This is a genomic window from Mesorhizobium sp. M1396, assembly GCF_040317725.1.
Taxonomy (GTDB): domain Bacteria; phylum Pseudomonadota; class Alphaproteobacteria; order Rhizobiales; family Rhizobiaceae; genus Mesorhizobium.
On record NZ_JAMYLA010000006.1, the window covers coordinates 72,344 to 84,929 of the forward strand.

Sequence of the window (12,586 nt, forward strand, 5' to 3'; positions counted from 1 at the left end):
GTGAACCACTCCTTTGCTCAGGCGGCGCCATGGAAAGAGGTCAGGCTTCGCCGCTCAACGCCCTTTGTAGAAACACATATTTCATCGCGGTCTGCGCCGCCTGCGGCCGGCGGTCGCCGCGGCCGCCATGACCGCCTTCTGTCTCCTCGAAGAACATCGTCTTGGCATGACCGGCTTCCTGCAGACGCGCGGCCATCTTGCGCGCATGGCCGGGATGGACCCGGTCATCGGCGGTCGAGGTGGTCAGCAGAACCGGCGGATAGGCGGCACCGGCATCGACATGCTGGTAGGGCGAATAGGCGGAAAGCCACTTCGCGTCTTCCGGTTTCGACGGGTCGCCATACTCGGCCATCCAGGAGGCACCGGGCGGCAATTCGGTGTAGCGCAGCATGTCGAGGAGCGGCACCTCGATGATGACGGCACCGAAAAGCTCGGGGCGCTGCGTCAAGGAAACGCCGGTCAGCAAGCCGCCATTCGAACCGCCCTGGATGCCGAGCGAGGCTGCTGTCGCAATCCCACGTCGAACGACATCCTGCGCAACCGCGGCGAAATCGTCGAAGCCATTCTGGCGATTGCCCTTGAGCGCTGCCTGATGCCAGGCCGGGCCGAACTCGCCGCCGCCGCGGATGCAGGCCTGCACATAGGCGTTGCCCTTCTCCAGCCACAGCCTGCCGCGCACGCCGGCATAGCCCGGCAGCAGCGGCACTTCGAAACCGCCATAGCCATAGAGCAGCGTCGGCACCGGACCCTTCTGGTCGCGCCGCCTGACGACGAAATAGGGGATCATCGTGCCGTCCTTCGAGCGCGCCTCGAACTGTTCCGAGATCAGCGGCGAGGCATCGAAACGCGCCGGCTGCGATTTCACGGTGGCCAGCGTCTCGCCATTGTCGTCCGACCAGATGATCGAGCTCGGCGTCAGGAAATCGGTGAAGGAGAAGGAAACGCTCGAGCCGAACTGTTCGGCATGGCTGATGCCGACATTGCCGTTTTCGGGCAACGCGACCGGTTTCAGCGACCAGCCTCGATCGGTCCGCTCGCAGACGACGACCTTGCCGCGCACATTGTCCATCAGGTTGATGAACAGCCGGTCCTGCGTGCGGGCAATGCCGGCGATGGAAACGCGATACGCCGGCTCGAACAAAGTCTCCACCGGGCCGAGCGCGTCGGTCTTGACCCAGTGCGCCAGATCCAGCGAATAGAGGCCGTCAGGCTTGCACAACGTGCCGTCGGGCGCCGTCCACGGGCTGCGCAAGCCGAAGACGAGCTGATCCCTGAAGATCGCGGTGTCGGTCATGTCGTCCGGCAAAGGCAGACGTCTGTTTTCACCGGAAGGCAGCCGGAGGAAGATGTGCGAAGCGAAGAAATTCAGCGTCCGGGCCAGGATCAAATAGCGCTTGTCGCCGTCGAACTCGACAGCTGCGCCAACGGCCAGATCCTCTTTCTGCGCCTCGAAGATCGGTGTCGCGTCTTCGAGCTTCGTGCCGCGCTTCCAGAGCTTGACCACGCGCGGATAACCGGACTCAGTCTTGTCGGCCTCCTCGAACGCCGCCGAAACGATGACCGTGTCCTTGTCCAGCCAGCTGAAACCCGACTTGGATGCGGGCGCGCGGAACCCATCTTCTACGAAGGATTTGGTTTCGATGTCGAACTCGCGCATCTCGCTGGCGTCCCCGCCATCGGGCGACATCGAGACAAGGCAGCGATTGAAGTCCGGATAGAGCCGGCTGGCGCCGCTGAACACCCATTTGATCCCCTCCTTCGCCGCAAGCTGGTCGAAGTCGATGATCGTTTCCCAGTCGGGCTTCTCGGTCTTGTAGGACGCGACCGTCGTGCGGCGCCAGAGGCCGAGTACATTGGTCTTGTCCTGCCAAAAATTGTAGACATGGCCTTTGAGTGCGGCGCCGACCGCGATGTTGTCCTCGGCCGTCATCAGGTCGAGCGCGGTCTGGAACGACGCCTGATAGGATGGATCACCCTGCAGCTCGCCAACCGTGACCTCGTTCTGGCGATGCACCCAGTCGAGCGACTGCGTGGCTGTCCTGTCCTCCAGCCAGAGGAAGGGATCGTTGGTCTCGGTGGCGGATCTTGGTTTTTGGATGGGCTTGGTCATGAGGTCTCCGATAAACGCGTCGCTTTTGGCATTGCCAACATCGATATGCCATGTCCGATATTCAATATGTTCAACGCACGATTGAGGCTTTCCGCCGGCCAGCCAGGCTCGCGATCGCCAGCGCCAGGCACATCAGGCCGAGCGTGATCGGCAGCCCGCCGGCGCCCAGAATATCCATGGCGCCGCCCGCCAGCGGCGGCACGGCGATGCCGCCGACGCCCCACATCAAGGAGAACGCTGCATTGCCGGCGACCAGTGTCGAGCCTGTGAAGCGCTCGCCGAGCTCGATGATCGACATCGTGTAGATGCCGTAGGAAACAGCACCCCAGACGAAGATCATCGGCCAGACCAGCGGCGTCTCGATGAGCGGCGGCAAAAGCGCGCAGCCGAGCACCGTCAAGGCAACACAGACAAGCCGCACCAGGCGCGCGGAAAGCCTTTCCGCCAGCAGGCCAAGCGGCACCTGCATGGCGATGTTGCCGGCAATCATCACTGACAGCAGCGCCGACATGCGGGTTTCAGTGATGCCGTGATGGGTGCCATAGACCGGCAGCAAGGCCAGCGCCCCCTGTTCAAAGCCGGCGGCCACGATGACGGCAAACAAAAGCAGCCAGGCCAGCGGCACGAAGCCAAGCACCGAAACCTGGTTCCCGGCCTCGTCGACCTTTGGCAGGCGCTGCAGCACCGAGGCCAGGCAGATGCCGCACAGCACGAAGGCGAAAATGCCGACGAGGAAGGGCGGCCAGCCTTCCGTGCCGACGGCAAGCAAGCACAGCGGCCCGGCCGCGAAACCGGCCGAGATGATCGTCGAATAAACGCCCATGACGCGGCCGCGCCGCGTCGGCGGCGCCAGCGCGATCACCCAGATCTCGCTCAGCACATAGAGCGGATTGGTCACCACGCCGATCAGGAAGCGCAGCGGAAACCAGAGATAGACATTCTGCGTCCAGCCGATCAGCGCCAGCACGATTGCCGACAGAGCAGCACAAATGAGCGCCGTGCGCCCTGCCCCGAACCGCCGCGCCAGCGCCGGGATCAGCGGCGACGACACGATGAAGCCGATCGGCGTCATCGCCGCCGACAGACCGATCATCGCCGGAGAGACGCCCTGGCGCTGCAGGATGAAGCTCAGCAGCGGATAGGACAGCCCCTGCGCGATAGCGAACACCGAGACGGTCGCGATCACCCCCGTGATCGCCGCCCACTGCATCGTCTCGTCGTTCGATTCCGCCAGGTTCATTGTGCGCACCGCTATCGGGGCTGCAGGATTAGCGACTACGTCATCTGGTGGTAAGTCCCCTGGGGGGAGAAAACTGCTTGCTCCAGACAATGCCTGTCAGGAGGCTCGGCCTGTCAGGAGGCTCGGCGCACGGACGAGCGATACAGCGCGAACATCACCAGCACCGCGTCGAGGACCAGCGGTAACGACCGGCAGTCCGAGTGGAAAGGCCGAGCGGGATCTGCAGCGGGATGTTGCCCAGCGAAAGCGCCATCATCAGCGAGGCCAGTACGGCTTCCGCCAGACCGTAACTGGCGCCGAAGACCGGGATCAGCGCATAGGTGCTCTGCTGGACCGCGGCCGAGATCAGCACGGCAAGCAGCAGCGCCGGCGCCAGCTTGGCAAACCCGATAAGGCCGCTGGCCGTCATCCTCGAAACGGGTGAGCTTTGATGAGACGGCATGCAGGATCACCGCACAGAGCGTAAAGCCGGCGTCAGCGACAAGAAAGGCCGGCCAGCGAAATCCGCTTGCGCCAACGGGGCAATGCAATCGGGGCCGCGCAACTGCCGTTCCGGTATGTCGCTTCCCTCGCCCTAGTGGTCGCCGCCTCCGCAATGGCTGGACAGCCGCCGGTCCATTATGCCGCCCGCTATCGCATCGTACGAGGACCACCATGACCGCCGCCCTACAACCAGCAGAACCGGCATTGGCCACCGATCGCGCCCGTCGCGGTGGCCGCGCCGGAAAGCGCGCCGGCGGCTCGGCCGCGTTCGAGCAGCCGGCTTTCCGCCAGCTGAAAAACCCGCTGACGCCGACCAGGCTGGTCTCCGACGACGAGCTGGAATCGATCCACCTCGCTTCGTTGCGCGTGCTGCGGGAAATCGGCGTCGACGTGCTGCATGACGAAGCCCGCCGCATCATGAAAGCGCATGGCGCCGACGTGCGCGATGGCAGCGAGCGGGTGCGCTTCGACAGCGACATGATCCTGGAACTGGTGTCGCATTGCCCGTCGGAGTTCACTATCCATGCCCGGAACCCGGCACACAATGTGCGCTTCGGCGGCAACAATGTGATCATCTCGATGATGGCGTCGGCGCCCAATTGCTCCGACATCGATCGTGGCCGCCGGCCTGGCAATCAGCAGGACTACCGCAATTTCCTCAAGCTCGCGCAGATGCACAATATCCTGAACTGCACGGGCGGCTATCCGGTCGAGCCGACCGATATCCATCCATCCGTCCGCCATCTCGAATGCATCCGCGATCTCAGCGTGCTCACCGACAAGGTGTTCCACATCTATTCGCTCGGCAAGGAGCGCAATGTCGACGGCATCGAGATCGCCAGGATCGCGCGCGGCATCAGCCACGAGCAGCTGCTCGAAGAGCCGTCCGTTTTCACCATCATCAACACCAATTCGCCGCTCAAGCTCGATGTGCCGATGATGGAAGGCATCATCCAGATGTCGAGCAAGGGCCAGGTCGTGGTCGTGACGCCGTTTACCCTATCGGGTGCCATGGCGCCGGTCACCATCGCCGGCGCGCTGGTGCAGCAGAACGCCGAAGCACTTGCCGGCATCGCCTTCGCGCAGATGGTGCGCAAGGGCGCGCCCGTCGGCTATGGCGGCTTCACCTCCAATGTCGACATGAAGTCCGGTTCACCGGCCTTCGGCACGCCGGAATACATGAAGGCGCAGCTCGTTGGTGGCCAGCTTGCCCGCCGCTACAACATACCCTACCGCACCTCCAACACCTGCGCCGCCAACACGGTCGACGCGCAGGCGGCCTACGAAAGCGTGTTCTCGCTGTGGGGCGCCATCCAGGGCGGCGGGAATCTGATGATGCACGCCGCCGGCTGGCTCGAAGGGGGCCTGCGCTGCTCCTACGAGAAGACCATTCTGGACATCGACCTGCTGCAGATGGTGGCCGAATTCCTGACCCCGCTCGACCTTTCCGAGGAGGCGCTCGGCTTCGACGCCATCCAGTCCGTCGGCCCTGGCGGCCATTTCTTCGGCACCCAGCACACGCAGGACCGCTACAAGACCGCCTTCTACTCGCCGATCCTGTCCGACTGGCGCAATTACGAGACCTGGGCGGAAGCCGGCTCGCCGACAGCGCTCGAAAAGGCCAACAAAGTCTGGAAGGAACGGCTTGCGTCCTACGAAGAGCCCTATATGGACCCGGCCATCCGCGAGGAACTCAATGCCTTCGTCGCCAAGCGCCGGTCCGAGGGCGGCGCGCCGACCGATTTTTGATTGTCAAACAATAAGCGTCGCCACGCCGCCCTTCATACACCCGATTCAATTTACGCAAAAACGGACCTATCTACATGAAATCTCACGTAAAAGCGGTTGTCATCGGCGGCGGTGTCGTTGGCTGCTCGGTTCTCTATCACCTGGCCAAGGCCGGCTGGACCGACATCATACTAATCGAGCGCTCGGAGCTAACCTCCGGCTCGTCCTGGCACGCGGCCGGCGGCTTCCACACGCTGAACGGCGACCCCAATGTCGCCAAGCTGCAGGCCTATACGGTGCAGCTCTACAAGGAGATCGAGGAAATATCAGGCCAATCCTGCTCGCTTCACCTGACCGGCGGCGTGATGATGGCCGATACGCCGGAACGAATGGATTTCCTGCGCCTTGCCCACGCCAAGGGCCGCTATCTTGGCATGGACACCGAGCTGATCACCCCGTCCGAAGCCAAGGCGATGTTCCCGCTGATGGACGAGACCAATTTCGTCGGTGCCATGTGGGATCCGGTCGAAGGCCATCTCGATCCGTCCGGCACGACCATTGCCTACTCCAAGGCGGCGAAGAAGCTCGGGGCCGAGATCGTGCTGCGCAACCGCGTCGTCGAGCTGACGCAGGAGGTCGACGGCACCTGGAACGTCGTCACCGAGCAAGGCACGGTGAAGGCCGAGCATGTCGTCAACTGCGGCGGCCTGTGGGCGCGCGAGATCGGCCGCATGGTCGGCGTCGAACTGCCGGTGCTGGCCATGGAGCATATGTATCTCCTGACCGAGCCGATGCCGGAGGTCGAGGAATTCAACAAATCGACCGGGCGCGAAATGATCGGCGTGCTCGACTTCAAGGGCGAGATCTACACCCGCCAGGAGCGCAACGGCATCCTGCTCGGCACCTATGAAAAGGCCTGCAAGCCGTGGTCGCCGATCAACACGCCGTGGGATTTCGGCCACGAACTGCTGCCGCCGGACCTCGACCGCATCGCGCCGTCGCTGGAAATCGGTTTCAAGCATTTCCCCGGCATCGAGAAGGCCGGCATCAAGCAGATCATCAACGGCCCCTTCACCTTCGCGCTCGACGGCAACCCGCTGGTCGGCCCGGTGCAGGGCCTGACCAATTTCTGGTGCGCCTGCGCCGTCATGGCCGGCTTCAGCCAGGGCGGCGGCGTCGGCCTCGCTTTGTCGAACTGGATGGTGCATGGCGATCCCGGCTTCGACGTCTGGGGCATGGATGTCACCCGCTTCGGCGAATGGGCCGGCCTGCGCTACACCAACGCCAAGGTGCGTGAAAACTATTCGCGGCGCTTCTCCATCCGCTTCCCCAATGAGGAACTGCCGGCGGCGCGCCCCGCACAGACGACGCCGCTCTACGACACCATGCTAGCCAACAACGCCGTCATGGGCGACTCCTGGGGCCTTGAGACACCGCTGTGGTTCGCACCGAAAGGCAAGGAGCCCAGGGATATCGTCTCCTTCCATCGCTCCAACGATTTTGGGCCGATCGGCGAGGAAGTGCGCGCCACGCGGGAGCGCGTCGGTGTCACCGAGATCGCCAACTTCGCCAAATACGAAGTGTCTGGGCTAGCGGCTGAGGATTTCCTCAACCGGTTGATGACCAACCGCATGCCGAAGACCGGCCGCATCGTGCTGACGCCGATGCTCAACGAATTCGGCAAGCTGATCGGCGACTTCACCATCGCCAAGGCCGCCCCCAGGGGTGGAGAAGACCGCTTCATGATCTGGGGTTCGTCGGCCGCGCAGAAATGCCACATGCGCTGGTTCGAAAAACATCTGCCGAAGGATGGATCGGTGCGCATCCACCGCTTCGACCAGACATTGGTCGGCCTTTCGATCGCCGGACCGAAATCGCGTGACCTGCTGCAAAAGCTGGTCGATGTCGACATCTCGACAAAAGCCTTCCGCTTCATGGATTTCCGCGAAATGGCGGTCGGCGGCGCGCCTTGTCTCGTCAACCGCATCACCTACACGGGCGACCTCGGCTACGAGATCTGGATGGCGCCTGCCTATCAGCGCCTGGTCTACCAGGCGATCAAGGACGCCGGCGAGGAATTCGGTCTCGTCGATTTTGGTATGCGCGCTCTGCTCTCCATGCGCCTGGAAAAGAACTTCCCGACCTGGTTCCGCGAGCTGCGGCCGATCTACGGGCCGTTCGAAGGCGCGATGGACCGCTTCATCAAGCTCGAGAAGAACGATTTCATCGGCCGAGAGGCTGCCGCCAAGGAGCACGCCGAGGGACCGAAACTGCGCCGCGTCTCCTTCATCGTCGATGCAGCCGATGCCGACGTCATGGGCGACGAGCCGATCTGGGCCAAGGTCAGCAAGGACTACGGCACGGTTGAAAAGCCGCATGGCTATGGCGCGCCGCGCTTCGACACGGGCGGCAAGGAGATACGCGGCTCCAAGGCCGCCGAAGGCGCTTCGGCCGTACGCGGCATCGTCGACGGCGACTGGCGCGTGGTCGGCTGGGTTACGTCGGGCGGCTATGCCCACTATGTGCAGAAGTCGATGGCGCAAGGCTATGTACCAGCAGCACTTGCCGAGGACGAAAGTGCCGGACTGTTCGAGATCGAGATCCTCGGACACCGGCGTCCGGCCCGCATCAATGTCGAAGCACCATTCGATCCGAGCGGCGAGAAGATGCGGACCTGAGGTTCGACCATGGACAGCGCGGGGCCAAAGGGCAGCTTTGGCCGGCATCGCAAGATCATGCCGTTCGAGCCGGGCTCGATCGAGGCGCTGCGCGACGCCTCCCGCCAGAAGGCGGCTTCGCTCAACCAGCATGTTCTGGGCTATGGCGCGCAGGCGGAAGCCGAATGGGCCGCGGCGGGCATTGCCGCTCCCAACCTGCCGGCCATGCGCCAATACCGGCTGGACCGTATCCGCGCCGAGCTGAAGCGCCGCGGCTATGCCGGCGCCCTGCTCTACGACCCCGTCAACATCCGCTACGCCACCGACAGCACCAACATGCAGCTGTGGGTGGCGCACAATCCGACCCGGCATTGCTTCGTCGCCACCGACGGGCCGGTGATACTGTTCGACTATTTCTCCTGCGAACACCTGTCCGATCATTCCGGCGTCGTCGACGAGGTGCGGCCGGCGGTGTCGTGGATGTATCTCTATAGCGGCGAGCTTACGGAGCAAAAGGTCCGCCGCTGGGCCACCGGCATCGCCGATCTGGTCAGGGAACATGGCGGCGGAAACAGCCGCATCGCCGTCGATCACATCAACCCTGAAGGCGTCGAGGAACTGGCACGCCTTGGTGTTTCGATCGGCAATGGCGAAGCGGTGATGGAGAATGCGCGGCTGATCAAGTCGCCGGACGAAATCCTCGCCATGCGCCGCGCCATCGTCGCGTGCGAATCAGCGATGGGCGAGATGGAACAGGCCCTGACGCCCGGCATTTCCGAAAATGAGCTATGGGCCGAACTGCATCGCGGCAATATCGCGCGCGGCGGCGAATGGATCGAGACCCGGCTGCTGACGTCAGGGCCGCGCACCAATCCATGGTTCCAGGAATGCTCGTCTCGAAAGATCGAGGCCGGTGACCTCGTCGCCTTCGACACAGACCTGATCGGCCCCTACGGCTTCTGCGCCGACCTGTCGCGCACCTGGCTGTGCGGCGACGCAAAACCGTCTGACGAGCAGCGCGAGTTGTTCCGCATCGCCGCCGACCAGATCGAGCACAACACGGCACTGATGCAACCGGGCATCTCGTTCCGGGACCTCGTCCAACGTTCGGCGGTGCCGCCGGGTGACTGCTTCGCGACACGCTATGGCGTGCTCTATCACGGCGTCGGCCTGGCCGACGAATACCCGACCTTGCCGCATGCCAGCGACTGGGCATCAGATACGCCGGACGGCGTGCTGGAACCTGGAATGGTGCTGTGTGTGGAAAGTTACATCGGCAGGCTTGGCGGGCGCGAAGGCGTCAAGATCGAGGAACAGATCCTGATCACCGCGGCCGGCAACGAGCAGCTTTCAAACTACCCGTTTGACGAGCGGCTGCTCGGCTAGGCCGGCAAGGACCTCGCGTAGCGCGGCTGCCGTCTTTTCCGGCGTCGTTGCGGCGGTGATGTAAGGCAGGCCCTTGCGCCGTCCCGTCCAGCCAACGACCCTTACTTTCCGAGCTGCCGGCTCGAAGCGCTGCGCCAGCACCCAGCTCTCGCAGTCGATGGCCGCGACATCGGCCTTGCCCTCGGCAATCGCGACGATCGAGGAACGGTGCCCGCCGCTTTCGCTGCGCGAGGCAAAGAGGTCAAGGCTCTCACCCATTGCCTCCAGGTCGCGCGTCAGACCGATCAGGCCGGACATGGAATCGAGACTGTTGAAGGTGAAGCGCCTGCCACGGATGCGATCGAGCGGGATCAGCGGGCTGCCGTCATCTGGCGAGGCAACCGACGGCGCGCCATCCGCCAGCATAACGATGGCACTGGAATAGAGCTCACCCTGCCCGCCTTCATAGGCGTCGTAGCTCGGCTGGCCGACCACTTGCACATGCCTGGACAGGCCTAGTTCCATCGGCCCCCAGCAGGTCTGCGCGAACAGCAGCGCCGGATGCAGCCACAATTTGAGAAAGTCGAGTTCGTCCGGCGACAATGTCGCCCGATCGGATGCAATCAGTTTTCCCTGGGCATCGTGAATGCCGCCCGGCACCGGCGGCAGGTCACCATTGCGGCGCGCGATGGTTTGCGGCGCGTCGATACCCTTTTGCCGGAAGGCATCGCGCAGCAGCGCCCATTGCGCGTCGACGTCATCGCGCACTTCAGGCCAGTCATACATCGGCAACGCCGCAACCAATTCGCTCATGTCGGAATCCGACCGCTATGCCCGGGATTGAAGGGAACCGACCGCAGCCAGTCTAGCACGCAGCACCTGCCTGCCACAAAAACTCATTCCTTGGGCGGCTCCGCGGGAACCGGCGCACTGCCAAGCCCGCTGATGCTGCGCGCCCTGACGCGTGGCTTGAACGCCCTGCCGGGCTCCGCTTGGCGCCGCAGCACCGGGTGCACGACCGGCTCCTTCGCCTTGAACGCATAGGCTTTGATCAGCGCGAAATAGTTCGGATAGGCATAGCCATTGTTCATCCGCAGCCATTCCTCACGGCGGTCACGAAACAGCTTGGGCAGCTTGTACCAGGCCACCGTCGGGGTCTTGTGATGGACGAAGTGCAGATTGTTGTTGAGGAACAGGAACGACAGCGGCGAGCGCTCGACGATTACCGTGCGGCCTTCCGGATGTTCCGACCATTGATGCTCGGCGAAAGTGCGGATCGAGATCAGCGACTGGCCGAGCCAGACCGGCACCAGAATGTAAAGCCACAGCGGGATGCCGAAGCCGAATTGGACGATCGGCACCACGATGGCAAGGCCGATCGCATGCAACAGCCAGGCCTTGCGGATCGCCTTGTCGCCGGCGATCATCTGCTTGGCGTCGTCGATGAAGAAGCCGATGCAGGACAGCCAGGGGCCGAGCACGAACCGGCCGGCCATGGTGTTGTTGATCTTGAGCACGAATTTCATCGTCGGCGGCAGCTCGTCATGCTGCCACAGCGCCTGGTAATAGCTTTCCGGATCGTCCAGCGGATCGGTCAACCGCTCGTCGGCGTGGTGGCGCATATGGATTGTCTTGAAGCGGCGGAACGGCCAGACCAGGCCGATCGGCAGGAAGACGAAGGCTTCGTTGACCCGCGCGTTGCGCGTCGGATGTCCGTGCAGCGCTTCGTGCATGATCGAGGATTGCAGCGCGGCGGTGAAGGCGAGGACGGCAAGCGCCAGGATGGGGTAGGATGGCCAGAGCAGGAAACCGGTGGCGAGCCAAGTTGCGTAACAGAAGAAGGCGAGTACCACGGTCGGCCACTCGATGGCCGGTACTCTGTGTCGCCTGATGCTCTTGCTCGTCATGCTATCGACCACTGCCCCTCAGTCGCCGGAGCCCCAATTGGTTCCTGACAGCATTGTGTCAGGAGAATTGATTCCTCTCAACGAGACAAAGTGCACAAACTGTTGCGATTGCGCATTTTTGACCGCACATGTTATACATTGTAAACAGACTTAGGGATTTATTTACGCCTGAGGACCGCGTGAAGGCGCTTCAGCGCAAATTTTTCCTCAATCGGACCGGAGTGCCGATATGGATAAGCGCGACCTATCGACCATCTTCCGCGAGCGCCTGAAAATGCTCTTGACACGCTCCGACCTCAACCAGTCGGCCTTCGCGACGGCGGTCGGCATCGACCGCTCGGCGCTGTCGCAGCTGCTGTCGGGCGCCTCGACCCGCCTGCCCCGCGCCGAAACGCTGCTCAATATCGCCGCCGAGTTCAAGGTGTCGCTCGACTGGCTTCTCGGCCTCAGCCAGGACGAGGGCCTCACCGGCGAAATCCGCGAGAGCCTGGAGATCGAGGAAGCGCCCGACGGCTTCGACCGCACGCTGCTGGCCAAATGGCATGCCGAGGCCGCCGGCACCAAGATCCGCTACGTGCCCGCCGGCATTCCCGATCTTCTGCGCACCGAGGCGCTGATCGAGTATGAGGCGGGCATCGCCAACAAGAGCCGCCTGGCGCAGGCAGGCGAAACACAATACCGCATCGACTACAACAGGCGGCCGGAAACCGACATGGAAGTCTGCATGCCACGCCACACGCTGGAGATCTTTGCACGCGGGCTGGGTGTCTGGGACCGTTTCCCGGAAGCCGACCGCCGCGCCCAGCTCCTGCACATGGCGACGCTGCTCGACGACCTCTATCCAACCTTCCGGCTGTTTCTCTATGACGGGCGGATGCGCTATTCGATCCCCTACACCATCTTCGGACCCTATCGCGCCGCCATCTATGTCGGCGACATGTATCTGGTGCTCAACGCCACCCAGCCGATCCAGACGCTGATCCAGCATTTCGACAATCTGATCCGCGCCGCCGACATCAACGCGCACGAGGCGGCAGGCTTCGCGCACAGATTGGCCGGCATGTCGTTCCCAACAGGCACTGTTTAAGCTTCGGCG

At 63.3% G+C, this 12,586-nt stretch carries 9 protein-coding genes; 4 read left to right on the forward strand and 5 right to left on the reverse strand.

What is annotated here, in order from left to right; genetic code table 11:
- Positions 1-40: 40 nt before the first annotated feature.
- The 3 genes from NKH02_RS05490 to NKH02_RS05500 form a co-directional block, all read right to left on the reverse strand.
- The gene (locus NKH02_RS05490; protein WP_352876970.1) at positions 41-2,110 is read right to left on the reverse strand and encodes a prolyl oligopeptidase family serine peptidase; all 2,070 of its coding nucleotides are present in this window, start codon (positions 2,108-2,110) and stop codon (positions 41-43) included.
- Between the two features lie 70 nt (positions 2,111-2,180).
- Positions 2,181-3,350: an MFS transporter gene (locus tag NKH02_RS05495; RefSeq protein ID WP_352876972.1), complete on the reverse strand. Its 1,170-nt coding sequence runs from the start codon at positions 3,348-3,350 to the stop codon at positions 2,181-2,183.
- A gap of 154 nt (positions 3,351-3,504) precedes the next feature.
- Positions 3,505-3,792, reverse strand: coding sequence for a hypothetical protein (locus NKH02_RS05500; protein ID WP_352876975.1), 288 nt, complete (start codon positions 3,790-3,792; stop codon positions 3,505-3,507).
- Positions 3,793-4,004: 212 nt separating this feature from the next.
- Here NKH02_RS05500 and NKH02_RS05505 point away from each other — a divergent pair, with 212 nt between their 5' ends.
- The 3 genes from NKH02_RS05505 (at position 4,005) to NKH02_RS05515 (ending at position 9,604) form a co-directional block, all read left to right on the forward strand.
- Complete coding sequence (locus NKH02_RS05505; RefSeq protein ID WP_352876977.1) at positions 4,005-5,582, forward strand: trimethylamine methyltransferase family protein; 1,578 nt, start codon at positions 4,005-4,007, stop codon at positions 5,580-5,582.
- A 74-nt stretch (positions 5,583-5,656) separates the two neighbouring features.
- A complete protein-coding gene (locus tag NKH02_RS05510) occupies positions 5,657-8,239 on the forward strand; it encodes a GcvT family protein (protein WP_352876979.1) in 2,583 nt (860 codons plus the stop codon).
- Positions 8,240-8,248: 9 nt separating this feature from the next.
- Positions 8,249-9,604, forward strand: coding sequence for a M24 family metallopeptidase (locus NKH02_RS05515; protein WP_352876981.1), 1,356 nt, complete (start codon positions 8,249-8,251; stop codon positions 9,602-9,604).
- On the opposite strand, the gene NKH02_RS05520 is transcribed toward NKH02_RS05515, so the two are convergent.
- Together NKH02_RS05520 and NKH02_RS05525 are read right to left on the reverse strand one after the other, a co-directional pair.
- On the reverse strand, positions 9,569-10,396 hold the full coding sequence (locus NKH02_RS05520) for a phosphate/phosphite/phosphonate ABC transporter substrate-binding protein (RefSeq protein ID WP_352876982.1): 828 nt from the start codon (positions 10,394-10,396) through the stop codon (positions 9,569-9,571). The genes NKH02_RS05515 and NKH02_RS05520 overlap by 36 nt on opposite strands.
- 83 nt (positions 10,397-10,479) lie before the next feature.
- Entirely contained in the window at positions 10,480-11,490 is a 1,011-nt protein-coding gene (locus tag NKH02_RS05525; RefSeq protein WP_352876984.1) for a fatty acid desaturase, read from the reverse strand.
- 229 nt (positions 11,491-11,719) lie between these two features.
- Here NKH02_RS05525 and NKH02_RS05530 point away from each other — a divergent pair, with 229 nt between their 5' ends.
- A complete protein-coding gene (locus NKH02_RS05530) occupies positions 11,720-12,577 on the forward strand; it encodes a helix-turn-helix domain-containing protein (protein WP_352867524.1) in 858 nt (285 codons plus the stop codon).
- The last annotated feature ends 9 nt before the right edge of the window (positions 12,578-12,586 follow it).